Origin of the sequence: Acinetobacter sp. IRS14 (assembly GCF_034650275.1) — a bacterium.
Taxonomy (GTDB): domain Bacteria; phylum Pseudomonadota; class Gammaproteobacteria; order Pseudomonadales; family Moraxellaceae; genus Acinetobacter; species Acinetobacter oleivorans.
On the sequence record NZ_JAOVFN010000003.1, the window covers coordinates 115,308 to 134,610 of the forward strand.

Consider the following 19,303-nt stretch of genomic DNA (forward strand, 5'->3'; position numbering starts at 1 on the left):
AGCATGACGGTCTCCAAAACCGTTCGTCAAGGTTCGAGTCCTTGATCCTCTGCCAATGATTTAAAAATGAAGCTCCTGTTTAGGAGTTTTTTTATTGCCTGAATTTCTAAAGTTCAAATTATTTAAAGTCTTTTTTATATTTTTTATTCACTCATCTCATGCGTTCTAAGTGCTGATCTTTCTATTCTTCTACAATTTATCTAATTGGATGTAAGTTGTTGGTTAGATAGGGGATATACTAAGTTTTAGTTGCACTATTAAGTTATTGTTTTTGGGTTTTTTATTATAATTTATAAAATTTTTCTCATAAAAAGCTTGAATAGAAATTTATTTCAGGTATCATGCTTTTAACTAGAAAAAAGTCTTGTTAGTAAATCTTCTTTAAAGTATCGTAGTTTTAGTCATAATCCTTCGTTTTTTAAGATCTTAACTCAATTTGTTATTCTTTTTTCAAAGTTATGTTAGTGTCATTATTAAATGATACTAAAATATTAGAAATCAGTAGGATATATCATGTCTAATACAGTAAGCGGTACAGTAAAATGGTTTAACGAAACTAAAGGTTTCGGTTTCATTCAACAAGACAATGGTCCAGACGTGTTTGCACACTTCAAAGAGATCTCTGGTTCAGGTTTCAAAACTTTGCACGAAGGTCAACGTGTAACGTTTACTGTTACTCAAGGTCAAAAAGGCCCAAATGCTGTAAATATTATTCCACAATAATATTTCAGTAAGAAAAAAAGCACTATTTAGTGCTTTTTTTTATTTTAGGCTTAAAAGAAATTTTATTGTTCTTTTACAAGCTATAAAAGCCCTCTATAAGAGGGCTTTTTTTGTTTTACCCCTAATCGTTTGTAAGTCTAATAAGTTTGGTTATTGTCTTATCGGTTGTTTGTTGGGAACATATATTGAGTGTAGGGATGAAATATAAATTATTAGGAAGAGATGTGTGTTAGATTGAAAAATCTTTAGATAAAGAAATTTTATATTTCACGGAATTGTTAATGAACGTTCGCCTGTGTTATGCCAGTCAACGAAACGAAAAAAATGAAGATTTATTGCAAGATTTACGTGATATTTTAACAGAAGCTAGAAATTTCAATGATTTGAATCAAATTTGTGGTGTGCTCTATTATGCTGATAATGCTTTCTTTCAATGTTTAGAAGGTGAACAAGAGTTAGTGGAGCGATTATTTGAAAGAATTAAAGATGATCAAAGACACTACAATGTTAAATGGTTGTGCACATATTCCATCGAGAAGAACTCTTTTCAGCGTTGGTCAATGAAATATGTACAGCGTAATACAAATATTGAATCTTTCTTTTTAAATATGGGAGAAACTAGTTTTAATCCCATTTGTCTTGATGAGCAAAATTTAAAAATTTTCTTAAATGAGTTATTACATGCTGAACAAAGCAAAATTAATACATTTAAGAAAGTAGGTATGGTTAAGCGTGGGGTGAACCCTTTTTAGCTATAACACCGATATGGATGGTCTTGAGTTTAGGAATCATTTTAGTCATCACTAGATAGACAATGACTGAACTGGCGAGCATCCATATCACTTCTAAACTTTGACTAATTACAAACATTGCCCAGTAAAAAAAGCTAAATAAGGCGAGACATAGTCCGCTACCTTTGAAATACCAAGTAATAAATATTCCAAAAAGTGCTGAAGAGAGCAGCAGGTTAGTCGTCTCATTCATTCCAAGGTAGTTAAAGAAAATAATCAGTAAGCATAAAGCTAACATTGATAGTAAATATACAAATATATTTTTTGCAATAAACATTTTCTATACCCTATCTGATGATTAAAAAAGATCTTTCCTCTGTTTCCAGAGGAAAGATAGTACATATTAATTTTTTGAGATTCTTTTTCTATTATTAAGAGTTTTTATATTAATAAAGATAACGTTACCGTTTCTCCAGATCTCTTCATTAATACTCAGCTTTCTATTTAATAGTAAAGAGTGCTTATATGTACTGAAATTAATTATAGGAAAAACAATTGGTTGTGTTGTGAGTTTTAGCTTACATGATTGTGAGAAATTACCTACATTTGTATAAAAAATATACAAATTTTACAAAATAAGATTAAAGAAAAATTATATTTAACAAATGCTTATTTGATTTTATTGTTAAGGTAAGCTTTACATAAATAACAAAAAGTAACATCTACTTGATAAGGATAATTTTAAAAATGAAAAATATTAATTTGATGGCAGATACTATGTTTGAATAATTTTTAACGATTGATAAAATATTTTATTCTTAAAATATATTCTTTATAAATAAAATTTATATTTTTGGATGATTTAAATACTTTTTTGTGAATTGAAATACTAATATATCTTTATAGTATCTATATATTTTAAAATAAGTTGCTTTTAAAATTTCTTAGAAAAATACGATTCAACATACATAAAGATCAACAGAATAGTTTTGCAAAGTTTGAATATTAACCAGTGTAGATATGACTACACTGGTCTGATGATGTGTGAGTGAGTTAATCTGAACGTGTAGCTAGCCAATGACTCATTTCTGGCCAAACCGCAGTAGGGGCTTGGCTTCCAGAAACGACACCCATATGACCACCAGGAACGACTTTAAAGGTTTTGTCTTGGCTGCTAATCAAAGTCATGAGTGGCTTAACAGCATCAGCAGTCACAATAATATCTGTGCTGCCACCGACCGCGAGCACTGAACATTCAATATCTTTTAGATAGGCTGTAAGTTCGCCGAATTTAATTACACCATTGGATAGTTCATTATCAATCCAGAAACGAAGGATAATGTCACGCATGACGCCGCCCGGATAGGCTAGCATATTATCGATGAATGAACTTGAGGTTGCATGGTCGACAATAAACTCTCGGTTATCAAGATTCTTAAAAAGTTCCCAATATGTTTTCAAATTTCCAATCGGGTCAGTTAATTTAAAGCCCAGCGTGTTTTGCCAGCCATGAATATGAAATGCTTCACTTGGCACGTGGTGGCGAATACGAAATGGCGTATGTTTACGAACCCATTCGGCAGGTTTAGTCAGACTGCCATAAAGTTTCCCCATATAACCCGCTTTATGGGTATCGATAGGGGAAGCGAGAATAATTAGATTCTTAATATCTTTATCTTTAAATAATGCGGTATAGCAGAGTGAAAGTGCGCCACCTAAACTCCAGCCATGTAAAGACAACTGTTGCTGACCACTGTGCTCTCGAACCTGCTTTAGCATTTCGGGCATAAAGATTTTAATGTAGGTGCCGAAATTGTATTTTGCTTGGTGGCGGGTTGGTACACCCCAGTCGATTAAATAGACATCAAAACCTTGTGCCAAAAAGAAGCGTACAAAACTGCGAGTAGGAAACAAATCATAAATGAGCATGTTCACAGCTAATGGCGGAACAATCACTAAAGGAACACAGTGTTTAGGTGTAGAGATATTGGCTTCGTTTCTATAATGGCGTAAGCTAATAATTTCATGCTTATAGATCACGTCAAAAGGTGTTTTGCCTGACAAGGCAATTTCAGGACCTCGAAAAAAAAGATCTGATGCATTGATCAGCATGTGAGGTATTTTTTGACCAGCACGTGTCTGAAGAGATTTCTTAATAGACTGTAGCTGTGGAACGTTCTGACGAACTTTAAGCAATAAACTCATTGAATATAAAACCTATAAAGATGTTGCCCAGAGCAATAAGGAGCTGGTCTTTTCAGGGATATTAAAGGGAATGAGTTCTAAGTTCCGTGACCCAAAAGACAGTATTTTCTGCTTAAGGTGTCAAGGAATAATTATTTTTAATTAAGAATAATTTGAAATAAATATATGAAATTAATGAGAAAATAAATTTATTTAATATTTTTGTATGAAATCTTTAAAAATTTAAGCTTTTTTTAAGAATAGTAAAAATCTATTGGTAGGGTAGTTTTGTAAAGTTTATTTGTGTTTTTTTTACATATGAAAAAATAAAATATAATTATTTTACAATCCTTTAGGAATGTAATTAGAAAGTAGTATATATGGAATTTGTTTTTAATGGTTTTTATACGCTAATTTCGGCGGTCGTTGTTTTATTGTTGGGCCGCTTTCTTGTTAATCGAATTGATTTTTTAAAACGCTACAATATTCCCGAACCTGTAGCAGGTGGTTTGGTGGCTGCGGTCATTTCTCTACTTGTCCATACACTATGGGGATATAGCATTGTTTTTAGTAGCGAATTGCAAACCAGCTTTATGCTCGTATTCTTTGCTTCTATTGGTTTAAGTGCCAATTTTATGAAGCTTAAAGAAGGCGGTATGGCTTTGGTTGTCTTTTTAGTCTGTGTTGCATCGTTCATCGTTGTGCAAAATGCGGTCGGCATGAGCCTTGCAACTTTGCTTGGCCTTGACCCATTAATTGGTTTAATTGCAGGTTCAATTACCTTAACAGGTGGTCATGGTACAGCCGGAGCTTGGGGTGAAATTTTAGAAACTCAGCATGGTATTCAGGGTGCTCTAGCTTTAGGAATGGCGAGTGCGACTTTTGGATTGATTATTGGTGGTGTGATTGGTGGACCGTTAGCGAAATTGCTTATCAATCGTTACAACCTTGCACAACCGAAAACCAATGCTGAAATACAACAGCGTGATGGTCATGTTGAACACAATTCGGATGACCTCGCGCCGTTTGAAAACCCACATCAAGTTCGTTTAATTACAGCCGACAATGCAATTACTACACTAGGTATGTTTGCAGCATGTTTGGCGTTTGCAGAGTTTATGACTGGCTTTAGTAAGGGAACTTGGTTTGAGTTACCAACCTTTGTTTGGGCGCTCGGTGGTGGTGTAATCTTAAGAAATATTTTAGAAAGCGTGTTGAAAATTGATATTTTTGACCGTGCGATTGATGTTTTTGGTAATGCGTCTTTGTCGCTTTATTTAGCAATGGCATTGCTTTCATTAAAGCTTTGGCAACTTGCAGATTTAGCAGGTCCACTTGTGGTGATTTTAGGTGCTCAAACGATTACGATGGCGTTATATGCAGCATTTGTGACGTTCCGTGTAATGGGGAAAAACTATGATGCAGCGGTGTTGTCAGCAGGGCATTGTGGTTTTGGTATGGGCGCAACACCAACAGCAGTAGCAAATATGCAGGCCATTACCAACATGTATGGTCCATCGCATAAGGCATTTTTAATTGTTCCGCTTTGTGGGGCGTTCTTTGTCGATTTAATTAATGCCACGGTTATTCAGCTCATGTTGAAATTTGTTGTTTAATCAAAAAAAGCCCGTCAGGGCTTTTTTTATGGATTCTTTTTCTCAAAACTAATAATCGCCCTTAAACATAGTTTCACATAGAATAAATTGCAGATAAATAAAATGAGAAATGTATGAGCTCAGAAGCACATTCAATTAGCTTGGTTGCCCCCGTAGTTTTATTGGCAGCGGCCGTCATTGCAGTCCCTATTTTTAAACGTATTGGCTTAGGTTCAGTATTAGGTTATTTAATTGCGGGTCTGATTATTGGCCCATTCGGTTTTGCCTTTTTTCAAGATTCCACCGCAATTTTGCATATTGCCGAGTTAGGAATTGTGATGTACCTATTTGTGATTGGTTTGGAAATGCAACCATCACATTTATGGAGTCTTAGACGCGAAATTTTTGGCCTTGGTACGCTACAAATCATCATTTGTGCATTGGCTTTGACTGGCGTTGGGCTGTTATTTGGGTTTACGTGGCAAGTGGCTTTTATTGGTGCGGCAGGTTTCGTATTGACCTCGACTGCTATTGTGATGCAGTTGTTGGGCGATCGGGGAGATTTAACTCAACCTCGTGGGCAAAAAATTGTAGCCATCTTACTTTTTGAAGATTTACTAATTGTACCTTTGCTGGCTATTGTTGCTTTTATGGCACCAAATCATGTGGTCGAAAGCACATCTGTGCGCCTAGAAAATATAGGAATTGGATTAGTCGCAATTGCAGGTCTGATTGCAGCAGGGTATTGGTTGCTGAACCCATTATTTAGGCTTTTGGCTGCCGCTAAAGCCCGAGAAGTCATGACTGCCGCGGCATTATTGGTAGTGTTGGGTGCAGCGCTGCTCATGCAAGTCAGTGGTTTGACCATGGCAATGGGTGCTTTTTTAGCAGGTGTGCTTTTATCTGAATCGACCTTTAGGCACCAAATTGAAGCTGATATTGAACCATTCCGAGGAATCTTGTTAGGTCTCTTTTTCCTTGGGGTCGGCATGTCATTGGATTTATCAGTTGTCGCTCAGAATTGGCAACTGATTGTGAGTGGGGTAATTGCCCTGATGCTTGCCAAAGCGCTCATGATTTATATAGTCGCCCGAGTAACGAAAAGCTCTCATACTGAAGCGTTGGATCGCGCTTTACTTATGGCTCAGGGTGGAGAATTTGCTTTTGTACTTTTCTCTGCTGCGCTAAGTGCACAAGTTATTGATAATACGGTTAAATCTAATCTTACTGCTATTGTGGTACTTTCAATGGTGTTGACCCCAATTGTTGGTATTCTTTTTAAACGTTTCACTCAAACTAAAACGGATGTTTCATTAGAAAACGTCAATATTGCCGAGGGCTTAAGCGGTAGTGTTTTAATGATTGGATTCGGACGCTTTGGGCAGGTCACCAGTCAATTATTGTTGGCAAGAGGTGTTGATGTCACCATTATTGATAATAATACGGACATGATTCAAAACGCCGAAAAATTTGGTTTTAAAATTTATTATGGCGATGGCTGCCGTCTAGATATTCTACATGCTTCTGGTGCTGCAACAGCACAAGCGATTGTGGTGTGTGTGGACAGTAAAGAAACCACAAATAGAATTGTAGAACTCGTCACCCATGAATTTCCTTTAGCGAAATTATTAGTGCGCTCATATGACCGCGAGCACTCACTGCATTTAGTCAAACAAAAAGTGGACTTTATGATTCGTGAAACGTTTGAATCTGCAATTAAGTTTGGTGGCGTGATTTTGCAAGAACTGGGTGTAGATGAAGACGAAGTAGAACGAATTACCGAGGAAATTCGAGATCTGGATAATGAGCGTTTTGAAACTGAAATCGCAGCAGATGACGTAAATGCAGGGGTTGGTATGCAATATACACATACGCATCATCCAAGACCGACAGCTCCATTGATTCGACCAAAACGGGAAGGGCGGATTTTAAATAAAGAAGATAGCTCAGATAGCGATTCTTGATGAGTATGAAGTTCAGTAGAAGCCTTTTTAGAAGAACTTCTGCTGAACAATTTTATGATGAAAAGAGCTTCAAGTGCTAAGCTCGACTATAAGTGCTCTAATGCTGTGCCTTTAACGGGGTTTCTACGCCAGTAATAAGGTTGCAAAAATCTAAGAAAAAGCTTCCATGGCGTGATCCATGCGATGCGTCGGTTGGCTTTTTTGTTTTGCATAATTTGCTTTGCTAAATAGGCACAAACGACTTCTGGTGAATCAATCACAAAGAAAAATAAGCGCTTCATCTTTTTCCAGTTTTGGACGTTTCCATTGGTCCAAGACGAAACTAATAAATCGGTTGCCACCATGCCTGGGCTTAGTGTGCCAGTTAAAATTGCTGTCGATTTTGTCTCTTTATAAAGTGCTTTACTAAAGTAACTGACTGCTCGTTTGGTTGTTGCATAGGGAGTCATGCCAGCACTCCATTCGCCGTTGCTTCCCCAACCTTCCATATTAAAGATTTGGCCATAACCTTGTTTGAGCATGCCTTTTAAAGCGACTTGTGAACCCAGCATCGTTCCTAAAATATTGGTTGAAACGGCTGCATTTAATTCATCAGGTTGAAGGTCAATAAAGTCTTTGGTTGGGTGGCAGCTTCCTGCGTTGTTCACCCAAACGTTTACATGTCCAAACCGCTCAATTGCACTATTCCATAGAGTTTGTACGTCGGAAATTTGAGTCACATCGCAGCATAGACCCATAAATTTTTCTTTATTGAACTGAGTTTCTAAGTGGGTAAGGGCATGATTTAAGTGCTCTAAGTTTCGTCCAGCAATTACAACTGAACATTCCAGCTTTAAAAAAGCTTCGGCGAGTGCTAAGCCAATACCCTTGGTACTTCCTGTAATGACCACACAGTAAACTTCACTTTTAGGTAGACTCATTGAACGCTCTATATAAAATCTTTAAAAATAGTTAAATGAATGGCTGTAATTTAATTTTGATCACTTAATAAGATGAGATAGACAATTGATAAACTTATCATTGAAAGATTCATTACGATAGGGTTGTAAGGCAAGATTAGGGTAGAAGGTATTAAAAAACCAATTAAAAGAAGTAAGCCAAGCAAACCCCAAATGCTTAAATAGTGAATATATTTATGTGCAGTAAAGAGAAAACATAAACCAAAAATCATTTCAGCTATTCCACTTGCATGGCCTGCAAGTTTTGCATGTTCAAGTGATAGTCCTACCCATTGCCACACAAAAATTTCATCAGAATTAAGAAATAGGAATTTGGGAACGAGGCCTTGATAGATCCATAAAAAGGCCAGCACAAGGTTTATAAATTTGAAAATATTAATATTTTTCATGAAAATTACTTTAAGAGTTTAAAATGTATATAATTTCATATTCATTATGGTAGGGCGAAAGGGGGACGCTTTATGCGTGCCAGCTGCTAGATGATTGGTCTGTCAACCCTCTTTCGTTTTACCGCCATCTATAATAATTACATTATAGATTTGTAATATGTTTGCCTATAATGAATAAAAAATATAGCTAAATATATCCTTTAAAACAAAATTTTTCTAAATGTTTAGCAGAACTATAGTTCAGCTTAATTAATGATTAGTTAAAGTATCTAATTAAATGAAAAACAATAATTATTTAACCATTTTCTATTCAACCCTACATTGACACTCTAAACCCTGCGGATTATCCTTTGCCTGCTGGCCTACATTGCCAGCCGGCTTTGACAGGCTGTTTTAGACCGCATCAGATATTCCTTCTGAGGAATACTCTTGTGTGTAAGCTTCTCGTCTCCTCCCGTAGCGGTAGGACGGGAGAGGGACACCTTCGGGTGTGCTGGCGTCTAACCAGTCTGTCAACCTTCTCTCGTTCTGCCACCATAATTATTTGACAGTAATTCGGTAGAACTTCTTTAGACATGAGGAGTCCTCTATGCATACTAATTTTTCTTATTTATTGGCCTTTGCCAAGCTTTCTTTACCCATATCCCTTATTTGGTCTTTAAAACAGTTTAAATATTTGTAGATTAAACTGTACTTCGTTACGACTAAAACTCATAGCAACAATAAAGTCTGAGATACGCTAGGGCATGGTTTTATGCTGCCTTGGCATGCCTGTTTTCTCGCCTAATATTTTGGTGAAGGTATTTCTATCTCATTTACTTACAACAAAAAAATATTTTAAGCGGTACATATGAAAAATTTAGAAGCTTCATCTAGAGCGACGCGAGCGCTTCACATAGCAGCAGATTTATTTAAACAATATGGCTTCAACAAGGTCGGGGTGGACCGAATCATGATTGAGACCAAAATTCCCAAAGCCACCTTTTACAACTACTTTCACTCAAAAGAAAGGCTGATTGAAATGTGTCTGGTCCTTCAAAAAGACCAGCTAAAAGAAAAAGTGAGAGCAGTGTGTGAATCTAGCCAATATTCAGATTTGTCTCTTAAGCTTAGACAAATCTATCTTTTACATGCTGACTTAAAAAGTGCTTATTATTTGTTGTTTAAAGCGATTTTTGAAATTGAAAAGCTTTATCCCAATGCTTATCAAAGTGCGGTGAGATATAGACAATGGCTTAAAAATGAAATTTTTAGCCTGCTTATGGAAAATAAGAAAACAGCTTCGTATGAGGAGTCTGATATTTTTGTATTTATGATTGATGGCGCCATTCTAGGGTTTTTAAGTTCAAGTAAAAATGAAGAGCCTGAGAGGTTACTGGATTACTTTTTAAATATGGTTTATTAAGTTGAACTTATTAAATTGAAATAGAAAATTAAAGAACAGAAAGGAAAAAGTGAGGCTGTTAGAGCCTCACTTTATATAGGTACTTATTTTCCTTTTTTAGTTTTTAAATACTCTGCATAAGCTTCATCCGCAAAGCGTCTTAAAGAGTCACCAATAGCTGCATATTGGTATTCATTCAGGTTTGCTAAAGACGCACGGGCAGAAGGGTGTTGTACACCGAAGCCAGAACCTGGCAATAAAACCACACCTGTTTCATCAGCTACTCTAAATAAAAGTTCTGTCGGATTTTTATTTTTCATGACCCAATCCGCAAACTCATCTCCATAAAGAGTACGTGATGTGTTTTCAAGGTTGACTAGGGTGTAGTAGTCCACAGCATTTGGATCTGTTGGAACCTCGACACCAAGCTGTCTATAAAGTGCCGCATCGCGTTCACGAACAACAGATTTAACAGCTTTTTTATAGCTTTGGCGTGAATCCATTAGATTAAACAAGGCAAATAAAACCATTTGAACTTGTTGTGGGGTAGACAGACCAGCGGTATGGTTCAAAGCAACATTTCGGCTGTCTGCAACTAAACGGTCAATAAATTTAATGCTTGCAGGGTCGGTAGTTAAAGATGAGTAGCGTTCTTCAAGCTCTTTCTTTTCTTTTTTTGATAAGTTCGCAATTTGTTTATCAAGCACATTGTTATTTGAAAGTGCAATGACACCGAGTCGCCAACCAGTCGCACCGAAGTATTTAGAGAATGAGTAAACCAGAATTGTATTATCAGGACAGATTGCAAATAGCGATTTGAAGTTATCTGCAAAAGTACCGTATACATCATCTGTCAAAATAATCAGATCAGGGCGTTTTTTAACGATATCTGCCAAAATCGCAAGCCCTTCATCACTCATTTTTACAGATGGGGGATTACTTGGGTTGACTAAAAAGAACGCTTTAATAGATGGATCTTCTAACTTTCTGAGTTCCGATTCTGGATATTGCCAACCGAGATTAGGATCTGCCTCAATGAGTACCTCTTCAAGCTGGTAGTCGTTGAGTTTTGGAATTTCCAGATATGGCGTGAAAATTGGGCTACCAATCGCAATACGGTCGCCATTTTTAATAATTTTATTTTCTTTTAATGAGTTGAAAATGTAGGCCATTGCTGCTGTTCCGCCTTCAACAGCGAACAAATCTAAGTCTCTTTTTTGCATGCCTTGTACGCCCATTTCCTTTAAGACGTACTCTTTAATAATCGTTTCACTCACTCTAAGCATTCGGTCCGGCACAGGGTAGTTACAGCCTAAAATCCCTTCAACCATTTCAAGTAAAAAAAGATCTGGGTCGAGACCTAATTGGTCACGTACATAAGACACGGCTTTACCTAAAAAGACCACACCGGGTTTGTCGCGGTTTTCCAAAATGAAGTTATCAAAACGTGACTGAAGTCCAACAGGGCGCGGGAAACCACCTAGACCTTCTGGCATATATGAAAACGAGAACTCTGATTCGGTCGCTGAAAATAGACCCAGTTGGAAGAATGCGCGACGTGGGATAGTCGCAAGAAAGTTCGGATTACCACGCCCAGCATTTAACATCATTCGGTCAGTTCTGCTTTGAGCTAATTCTATTAAATTATCTTTAAGCTCAAATGGGCTGAGTTTTGCATATTTAGAATAATCGACTTTCCCCATGGGACGTCTCCTTAATTATAGTGAGATGAATAAAATTTCTAATTCAATGTACAAAGTTAGGCCAAGCCTACGATTAGTGGTCCGAGTAAGGTCAAGAACACATTTGCTAGGGCATAGGTAATTGCAAATGGAACGGTCGGAATTGAGTTTCCTGCTTTATCTAAGATGGCCCCAAATGCAGGGTTTGCACTGCGTGAACCAGATAGTGCACCTGCCATCACTGCAACGTTGTTATAACGCAGAACATAACGAGCAAAGAGCATGGAAAGCAGCAGAGGAACTAGTGTTACCACAACCCCAATCATAAAGAGTGAAAGGCCACTTTCTTTAATGGTTTGAATGGCTTGTAATCCTGATTGTAAGCCGACGGCGGCAACGAAACCTGCCAGACCCAAATCTTTCAGAAGCTGAGAAGCCGCTAGAGGCATATTGCCATGCACCTGATTTCGACTTCGAATCCAACCAAAAAGCAGTCCTGATAGTAAAGCTCCGCCACCCGCACCAAGCGTTAAGGGCACATCACCTAAACGAATAACAAACAGACCAATCACTAAACCGACTACAAGGCCTGCACCATGGAAAATCCAGTCTGTTTTTAAGCTTTCAGGTAAGGCTTTACCAGCTTCTTTCACTAAACGATCGAGGTCGCTTTTTGTACCGTAGACGGTGACTACATCACCTTGGCGTAAAACAGTGTCGTCACTTAAAGGTTGTGGCTCATCGTTATGCTTAATCGCAAGTACATAAATACCGTGCTTTAAATACGCAGGCGTATTGGCCTTAATATCTCCTAAGGTACGGTTAATGTATTTGGAGTTTCTTAGGATGACATCGCTGGTATCCATAATCATTTCCATACCTTGCGATGACTGTAATTCGCTACCGATTTGCTCGGCAACTGAAACTACATTGGCACGACGACCAACCAGCAAGACGACATCATCAGTTTGTAAGGTCAGTTCGGGAGCAACATCAATAAATTGATCTTTACGTTTTAACCGTTCAATCGTAATACTCGGTTCTTTTGCTTCAATCTCCGCAATAGTGTGTCCATTGGCTTGTTTAACTTTATAAATACGGCCAACAATTTCGGGCATTGCCAGTTCCTGACCCGGTGCTAGTTCAAAAGCACCTTTGAGTCGTTCACTTTGAGCTTTTAATGCATCGTCGTGAATTTCTTTACCCATAAATTTAGGCAAAATATTCACACAGACAATAATTGCTCCCAATGATCCGAAAATGTATGTGACCGCATAGCCAATCGCGACATTTGCTTGAAGTCTTTGAATTTCTGCGAGTGGGAGATCGAGTCTAGAAATTGCATCTCCAGCAGTCCCAATAATGGCTGATTGAGTCATGCCGCCCGCAGCGAGACCCGCAGCCAAGCCTTTATCGAGGTGAAAAATTTTAGCCATCACTAAAACAGTGACTAAACCACACACTGCCATGAATACTGCTAATAAAATTTCTTTTATGGACTGTGGACCCAGTGATTTAAAAAACTGAGGGCCACTTTCAAAACCTACTGCATAAATGAAGAGGGCAAACAAAATTGCTTTAACACCGTTATCGACAGGTACGCCAATAAGGCTTAAAACAACTGCGACGAGTAAGGAGCCTGCGACTCCGCCAAACTGAAATTTTCCAAACTGGAACTGTCCAATCCAGAAGCCGATTGCGAGTGATAAGAACAATAATATTTCGGGGCTGTGCTTTAAGACACTTTGTAACCATTCAATCATTTTGATCTCACTTTTATTATTAGATATATCTTTAATATATGAAATTATTTATTTTTCCTTTTTTAAAATACAGTATGAAAATTGCTTAAGCAAACCTTCAAATCTGGTGACTTTCTTAAGTTTAATTGTAGAAATAATATATTTAAAATGCTTGTGATCTAGATATATCGGTAATTCTGAGTGATTAAATCAACTTTTGTTTTTAACTTGGAGTAAAATTTAATTACAATAATATAAAGAATGTTTCATAATGTAAAAGAGCATATATACTAATTTTTGATTTAATTTTTTTATTAAGATATTGATATTTATTGGTAATTATTTTTTATTGTTGTTGGAGTTGTTAATTTATAAAAAATAATCTACTTAAAATTAAATTTTTGTTAATTGTGTCGCATAATTTGGTTTTAAGTGTTTTATGGGTATATTTAATTTAATCTTCATAATAATCTTTAAATTTTTAACTCTGCTTATATTTGAGTGGGGTTTTTTTGGTATTTAATTTTTATCTTTAAATAAATTTATCATATTAAAAAGAGAGCTTTATTGTGGTTTTAAATTTGAGAGCTAGTTTATTGATGCTAACATTTTTAATAAAAGATCTACTCGTTTGCATGACCAAAGTGCCAATCTTCTGTGCTAATTTGCACAATCACAAACATGACATCCTGCTTAGGAATGCTAAATTTTTGCAGGAACTGTTCTGTCATATGCTGCATTAAATCTGATTCTTGTTGCAGCGTTCAAGGGATAAAAGTGATCTAGAGCATCATGAACTTTTCAATAGGGAAAGATGTTAAGCAATAGTTAGGGTTTACTTATTTGACGCTCAGCTACTTGGGGCAAAAAGTGTATTATCTGAACTTAAGCTTATGACTTTATATAACTATTTTTATTTGATCACCGAATATGTACAGATTATTTAGCAGTTTCAACAATATATTGAACAGTACTTATGGTAATTTCCATTGTCTGATATAGCTTTTAGATTGATTTATATTTTAATTTATCTTAGTAATAAAAAGAGCTTTGTGTGACACAGTAAAACGATAAACCTTAGGGTATAACTATGAAGCTTAAAGAATTAGCAGGTTGTGAGGAGTGCGATACTGTCTATCGTAGAACCCCGCTTGCTTATGGAAAAAGAGCTTATTGCTTATGCTGCGGTGCTGAACTCTATCGGCACACCAAACCTTTTTCGACATTATTGGCTTTGATCTTAACGGCATTAATCGTATTTGTTATTGCCAATAGCTTTCCGATTGTAAAAATTGAATTACAGGGAAACACATCTGAAACCACCTTACTTGGGGCAGTTTGGGTGATGTTTCACTATGATCGGGCTTTTGTTGGTGTACTCATTTTAATCACTACCTTTGTTGTGCCGCTTTCATATCTACTATTACTTTCTTATGTACTGGGCACAGTAAGCGTATTGAAGAAAAGACCTACATTTTTGGTATTTGCCTTACGCACACTTTTTTTTATGAGAGTGTGGGGAATGGTTGAGGTGTTCTTAATCGGAATTTTGGTCACGCTTGTGAAGTTAATGGGAATGGTCTTGGTGATTCCCGAGATTGCGTTATGGGCGTTTGCGATCTTAAGTGTATTGTTGGTCTATATTACTTCCATAAAGGTGAGTGATATATGGAATGAAATTGATAGGTCACTGCCATGAAAACGATAAAAAAAGTGACCCAAACAAAAAGCTCGCAGCATGGGTCAGTGCTTAAGCAATATCCAAGAGCCAAAGATCTTTCATTAATTGTGTGTCACTGCTGTGGCATCGTAAATTCTGCTCAAAATGAGAAAAGACGACTCAACCAAAGCCCTCAAGTTTTACGTTGTATTCGATGTAATAGCGTGCTGCATTCACGTAAGCCAGCGAGTTTAAATCGAACTTTTGCTTTAGTGGTGGCTGCAACCATTCTCTATATTCCAGCCAATGTACTTCCCATGACGGTGACTGACTCACTTTTGGGAAGTCAGCAAGATACCATCATGAGTGGGGTTATTTACTTTTGGCAAAGTGGAGACTATCTGGTTTCAGTGGTCATTTTCATGGCCAGTATTTTTATTCCCATGTTGAAGCTACTGATTTTGTATTTTTTATTAGTGGCGGTATATCTTCAACAATCGGCAGGTTGGAAATTTTTACCCGAGCAATGCGTAAAATTATATCGAATTGTTGAGTTTATTGGCCGTTGGTCAATGATTGATGTATTTGTTGTGGCATTATTAACAGCACTCATTCAGATTCAATCGCTTGCTACCATTCTTGCAGGGCCGGGTTCGATTGCTTTTGGCGCGGTCGTGGTGTTAACCATGTTTGCATCGTTAAGTTTTGACCCACGTATTATTTGGGATAATTTCTACGCATCTCAAAATACAAATAAACCTTCTTCTTTTGCTTCAGAAAAACCAAAGATTATTCACGCAGAACATCCGCCACTGAATAATGATTCTATTAACCCCAGTCAATAAAAGAACAATGAGTATGTCTGAAAATGAAATAACCACTGGTAACTCAGATCATCGTGATCCGGATGTTGAACTGGATAACATGAATGATTTGCCAGAACCCCAAGAAAAGAAAAGTCGATGGAAGCCTCTTTTGATTTGGCTGATTCCATTAATTGCTCTTTTAATCGCGCTTTCATTAGCTGTAAAGGCGCTACTGTCTCATGGCCCTACCATTGATGTGTCTTTTCGCACAGCTGAAGGGTTAGTTGCCGGTAAAACAACAGTTCGTTATAAGCAGGTGGATATTGGTGTAGTACGGCAGATTGATCTTTCAGATGATCGTTCACATGTTATTGCTAGAATTGATTTACGTAAAGGCGCCAGTAACTTTGCAGCAAAAGATTCACGATTTTGGGTCGTGCGACCGCGTATTGGGACGAGTGGAGTTTCAGGAATAGACACATTATTGTCAGGTTCATACATTGAAGTGGATGGTGGAAAATCAGAAGAGGATAAGTTTGAATTTACTGGATTAGAAGTGCCACCAGTCATATCTTCAGACGTTCCCGGAAAAGTATTTTTCTTAAATGCAGATGATTTGGGATCTTTAGATATAGGTTCTCCAATTTATTATCGTCGAATTAACGTAGGGCAAATTACAGCCTATAAATTATCTGAGGATGGTAAATCTGTAGAGCTGCAAACTTTTATTCGTGCGCCGTATGACAAGTTTGTCACTACCGATGCACGTTTTTGGCAGGCGAGCGGGATCGATGTAACCTTAAATGCTTCAGGCTTTAATTTAGATACTCAATCTTTGGCAAGTATTGTCGCAGGTGGTATTGCATTTGGATTCCCTGAAAGTTCACATGCCACAATGGCAGCGAATCAGAGTCGCTTTAATCTTTGGGATTCAAAATCTGAAGCATTAAAAGAGCCTGACGGACAACCTCGTGGTGTGATTATGTATTTTGATCATTCATTGCGTGGGCTTTCTGTTGGTGCGCCAATTGATTTCATGGGTATTGAAATTGGTAATGTTAAATCAATTAATGCCGAGTTTTATGACCACTATAAACAGATTCGTATGCGTGTTGAGGCGGTTATCTATCCTTCACGTGTTGAAAATGGTCAAGCGCTTAATCCAAATAGTGAAATTTTCAAAGATTTTGTTGAACATGGCTGGCGTGCTCAAATGAGAACAGGCAACCTGCTCACGGGTCAAAACTATATTGCTCTAGACAAGTTCCCTAAAGCTAAACCAGCGACATTACAAATTTTAGGTGATAACCGTGTAGTAATTCCAACTACACCAACCGAACTGAGTGGCTTACAAGCTCAAGTTTCTCAGATTGCTGACAAGTTAACTAAATTCCCGTTAGTTGAAATTGGGCAAGATGTGCGTAAAACACTTAACAATATGAACACTGCCATTGCGTCTACCGACAAACTGGTTAAACAGTTAGATGGAAAAGTTGCCCCTGGTTTACAAGCAACTTTAGACGATGTTCGTAAAACTGTAAGATCGTCCGAGTCTATTTTGTCGAGCGATGCGCCGTTACAACAAGACGTACGTAAAGCATTGCAGCAAATGACACGTGCGGCAGCTTCACTACAGTTAATGGCAGATTATATTGAGCAACATCCTGAATCAATTATTCGTGGTAAGACACCAGAGGCCGATGATGAAAAATAAAAACACTCTATCTTTTCAACATCCTAAAGCAGCCAAATGGCTGCTTGGGAGCGGCCTGTTTTTAACGGCAGTTGCCATGACGGCATGTTCGAGTTCGCCAACGCCAAACTATTATACGATTTCCCCTAAAATCACTGCGGCTACCAAATCAACTGTGCAGGTGATTGAGGTGTTACCCGTCGGGATTCCAGACCGATTGGACCGTGCACCTTTGGTGCTGCAAGACAGTAGTGGTAAGTCTACGGTGTTGAACAATGAGCGCTGGACATCGACCATGGGCACGCAATTACGCGATACCTTGTCGGCGGGTTTGCAACAAAAATTAGGGGCAATTGATAGTTATAGCAGTGGGCTTGCTGGAAATAATCAGCCTTTATATCGAGTTTCTACAGACTTTTCTCATTTTGATATTGTAGATAAAAGCTATATTAATATTGCAGTGTCTTGGGTGGTGAAGCGTCAAATACCGCCTAGTCAATTAGAGTCAAACAATCCAAAAGTCATCACAAATGCAGGATCTCAGTTAAATTGTCGAATTGCTTTTCAGCAGCCGATTGATCAAAAAGCTAAAAAGATGGATGCGATTGTGAGTGCTTCAAGTGAGGCAATGACTCAAATTATTAATACTGTTTCTTCTTCAATTGTGGCGTTAGATTCAAACAAAAAATCGGTTATTAGCAATGGTGTTTGTTCGTAAAACGCATCGCTTTTAACCAACCCCTTTATTTGTGTACAACAGATAAAGGGGTTTTCTATTTTAGTTGCCTCGATAGGTTGAGTAACCGTAAGGGCTAAGTAGTAACGGAATGTGGTAGTGATTTACGCTTCCATCAACTTTAAAAATTACAGGTACTTCGGCAAAAAAAGTTTGTTGTTTATTCTTTTTAAACCAGTCTTCAGTTTTAAAAGTAACTTTATAAACTCCTTGCTCTAATTTTTTATTTTCTGGATAGAGTGCAGTGATCCGACCATTTGAATCGGTCACTTGCTGATTGAGTTTAACCCACTGGTTATTGGTATTTTTTTCTAAAATCACTTCAACCTGAGAAGAGGGCAAACCCGTCTCTAGATTTAACACATGCACACTTAGCGGATTAGTTTGTGCAAATGTAGCCGAAGCAATAAATAATGAAGATAAAGCAATAAATAATGAAGATAAAGCAATAAATGATTTAGGCATGTTGAAGCTCCTTATGAATGAAAAATGGTTTCAATGGCTTTGCTTGCGCATTGATTGTCATTTTGTGCGCCGCCAGCACCCGCGACTCCAATCGCTCCGATTACTTGGTTCTCAAAACGAACAGGTACGCCGCCACCTAACAAAAGTAAATTTGCTACGGTGGTTAAATTTTTTGCATCGGGGTTTTGGTTACTGTTTTGGCTTAAAACTAAGGTCGATGTTTTGGTAGATAACGCGGTATATGCTTTTTTCTCGGCAGCCATTAAATTATGCGGACCCACCAGCTCATGCCGTTCGGCAGTTAATGGATTACCGCCGCGATCTACAACAACAACCGCAATATTTTGATTTAATTTTTTGCATGCCTCTTTTGCACTGTCGGCTAGCAGGTGGGCAGTTTTTAGATCTAACGAATAAACTTGATTCAAAGCAGGTGGCTGTGCAAAAGTACTATTACCGAATAGCACGGCTGCTAACATCAGCCAGTTCAATTTTTTCATGTTGATTACCTCTATGTCGCTTTGAAAATCTTAAACAAATTGCTTAACTTCAAGCGTGACAATCACATTACAAAGTTGTCATCTTTCAAA

General features: G+C 37.5%; 18 protein-coding genes. 9 read left to right on the top strand and 9 right to left on the bottom strand.

All coding sequences use genetic code 11. The features are described from left to right. Positions 1-513: 513 nt before the first annotated feature. Both ODQ17_RS04210 and ODQ17_RS04215 read left to right on the top strand, forming a co-directional pair. Complete coding sequence (locus ODQ17_RS04210; protein WP_003650775.1) at positions 514-723, top strand: cold-shock protein; 210 nt, start codon at positions 514-516, stop codon at positions 721-723. A 281-nt stretch (positions 724-1,004) separates the two neighbouring features. After that, positions 1,005-1,475, top strand: coding sequence for an AnBLUF65 family BLUF photoreceptors (locus ODQ17_RS04215; protein ID WP_322901884.1), 471 nt, complete (start codon positions 1,005-1,007; stop codon positions 1,473-1,475). On the opposite strand, the gene ODQ17_RS04220 is transcribed toward ODQ17_RS04215, so the two are convergent. Together ODQ17_RS04220 and ODQ17_RS04225 are read right to left on the bottom strand one after the other, a co-directional pair. Continuing rightward, positions 1,450-1,791, bottom strand: coding sequence for a hypothetical protein (locus ODQ17_RS04220; protein WP_322901886.1), 342 nt, complete (start codon positions 1,789-1,791; stop codon positions 1,450-1,452). The genes ODQ17_RS04215 and ODQ17_RS04220 overlap by 26 nt on opposite strands. Before the next feature lie 716 nt (positions 1,792-2,507). Beyond that, positions 2,508-3,659 (bottom strand): alpha/beta fold hydrolase, encoded by a 1,152-nt coding sequence (locus ODQ17_RS04225; protein ID WP_322901888.1) that lies wholly within the window; start codon positions 3,657-3,659, stop codon positions 2,508-2,510. Between the two features lie 359 nt (positions 3,660-4,018). Here ODQ17_RS04225 and gltS point away from each other — a divergent pair, with 359 nt between their 5' ends. Continuing rightward, positions 4,019-5,254 (top strand): sodium/glutamate symporter, encoded by a 1,236-nt coding sequence (gene gltS, locus ODQ17_RS04230; protein ID WP_322901890.1) that lies wholly within the window; start codon positions 4,019-4,021, stop codon positions 5,252-5,254. A gap of 113 nt (positions 5,255-5,367) precedes the next feature. Continuing rightward, positions 5,368-7,197, top strand: coding sequence for a monovalent cation:proton antiporter-2 (CPA2) family protein (locus tag ODQ17_RS04235; RefSeq protein WP_322901892.1), 1,830 nt, complete (start codon positions 5,368-5,370; stop codon positions 7,195-7,197). Positions 7,198-7,283: 86 nt separating this feature from the next. On the opposite strand, the gene ODQ17_RS04240 is transcribed toward ODQ17_RS04235, so the two are convergent. Both ODQ17_RS04240 and ODQ17_RS04245 read right to left on the bottom strand, forming a co-directional pair. Next, a complete protein-coding gene (locus ODQ17_RS04240) occupies positions 7,284-8,117 on the bottom strand; it encodes an SDR family NAD(P)-dependent oxidoreductase (RefSeq protein ID WP_322901895.1) in 834 nt (277 codons plus the stop codon). A gap of 50 nt (positions 8,118-8,167) precedes the next feature. Next, a complete protein-coding gene (locus ODQ17_RS04245; RefSeq protein WP_322901897.1) occupies positions 8,168-8,545 on the bottom strand; it encodes a DoxX-like family protein in 378 nt (125 codons plus the stop codon). A gap of 850 nt (positions 8,546-9,395) precedes the next feature. Between ODQ17_RS04245 and ODQ17_RS04250 the strand changes: the two genes are divergently transcribed. Continuing rightward, a complete protein-coding gene (locus tag ODQ17_RS04250) occupies positions 9,396-9,950 on the top strand; it encodes a TetR/AcrR family transcriptional regulator (protein WP_322901899.1) in 555 nt (184 codons plus the stop codon). An 83-nt stretch (positions 9,951-10,033) separates the two neighbouring features. Here the strand turns inward: ODQ17_RS04250 and ODQ17_RS04255 are convergent, their stop codons facing one another. From ODQ17_RS04255 to ODQ17_RS04265, 3 genes are all read right to left on the bottom strand, one after another. Continuing rightward, a complete protein-coding gene (locus tag ODQ17_RS04255; RefSeq protein ID WP_013197283.1) occupies positions 10,034-11,632 on the bottom strand; it encodes a bifunctional aspartate transaminase/aspartate 4-decarboxylase in 1,599 nt (532 codons plus the stop codon). Between the two features lie 56 nt (positions 11,633-11,688). Further along, the gene (gene aspT / locus ODQ17_RS04260; RefSeq protein WP_013197284.1) at positions 11,689-13,374 is read right to left on the bottom strand and encodes an aspartate-alanine antiporter; all 1,686 of its coding nucleotides are present in this window, start codon (positions 13,372-13,374) and stop codon (positions 11,689-11,691) included. A 602-nt stretch (positions 13,375-13,976) separates the two neighbouring features. Beyond that, positions 13,977-14,093, bottom strand: a complete 117-nt coding sequence (locus tag ODQ17_RS04265) for a tautomerase family protein (RefSeq protein WP_227555991.1) — start codon at positions 14,091-14,093, stop codon at positions 13,977-13,979. Positions 14,094-14,443: 350 nt separating this feature from the next. Here ODQ17_RS04265 and ODQ17_RS04270 point away from each other — a divergent pair, with 350 nt between their 5' ends. The 4 genes from ODQ17_RS04270 to ODQ17_RS04285 are packed head-to-tail and all read left to right on the top strand — an operon-like array spanning position 14,444 to position 18,230. After that, positions 14,444-15,052, top strand: coding sequence for a paraquat-inducible protein A (locus ODQ17_RS04270; RefSeq protein WP_322901902.1), 609 nt, complete (start codon positions 14,444-14,446; stop codon positions 15,050-15,052). Next, a complete protein-coding gene (locus ODQ17_RS04275; protein WP_322901904.1) occupies positions 15,049-15,858 on the top strand; it encodes a paraquat-inducible protein A in 810 nt (269 codons plus the stop codon). The genes ODQ17_RS04270 and ODQ17_RS04275 overlap by 4 nt, the downstream gene beginning before the upstream one ends. Before the next feature lie 7 nt (positions 15,859-15,865). Beyond that, the gene (locus ODQ17_RS04280) at positions 15,866-17,533 is read left to right on the top strand and encodes a PqiB family protein (protein ID WP_322901907.1); all 1,668 of its coding nucleotides are present in this window, start codon (positions 15,866-15,868) and stop codon (positions 17,531-17,533) included. After that, complete coding sequence (locus ODQ17_RS04285) at positions 17,523-18,230, top strand: PqiC family protein (protein ID WP_322901909.1); 708 nt, start codon at positions 17,523-17,525, stop codon at positions 18,228-18,230. The genes ODQ17_RS04280 and ODQ17_RS04285 overlap by 11 nt, the downstream gene beginning before the upstream one ends. Before the next feature lie 60 nt (positions 18,231-18,290). Here ODQ17_RS04285 and uraH read toward each other — a convergent pair whose 3' ends face one another. Further along, positions 18,291-18,713: a hydroxyisourate hydrolase gene (gene uraH, locus ODQ17_RS04290; RefSeq protein ID WP_322901911.1), complete on the bottom strand. Its 423-nt coding sequence runs from the start codon at positions 18,711-18,713 to the stop codon at positions 18,291-18,293. An 11-nt stretch (positions 18,714-18,724) separates the two neighbouring features. Then, complete coding sequence (locus ODQ17_RS04295) at positions 18,725-19,192, bottom strand: GlcG/HbpS family heme-binding protein (RefSeq protein ID WP_081313722.1); 468 nt, start codon at positions 19,190-19,192, stop codon at positions 18,725-18,727. Positions 19,193-19,303 lie beyond the last annotated feature (111 nt).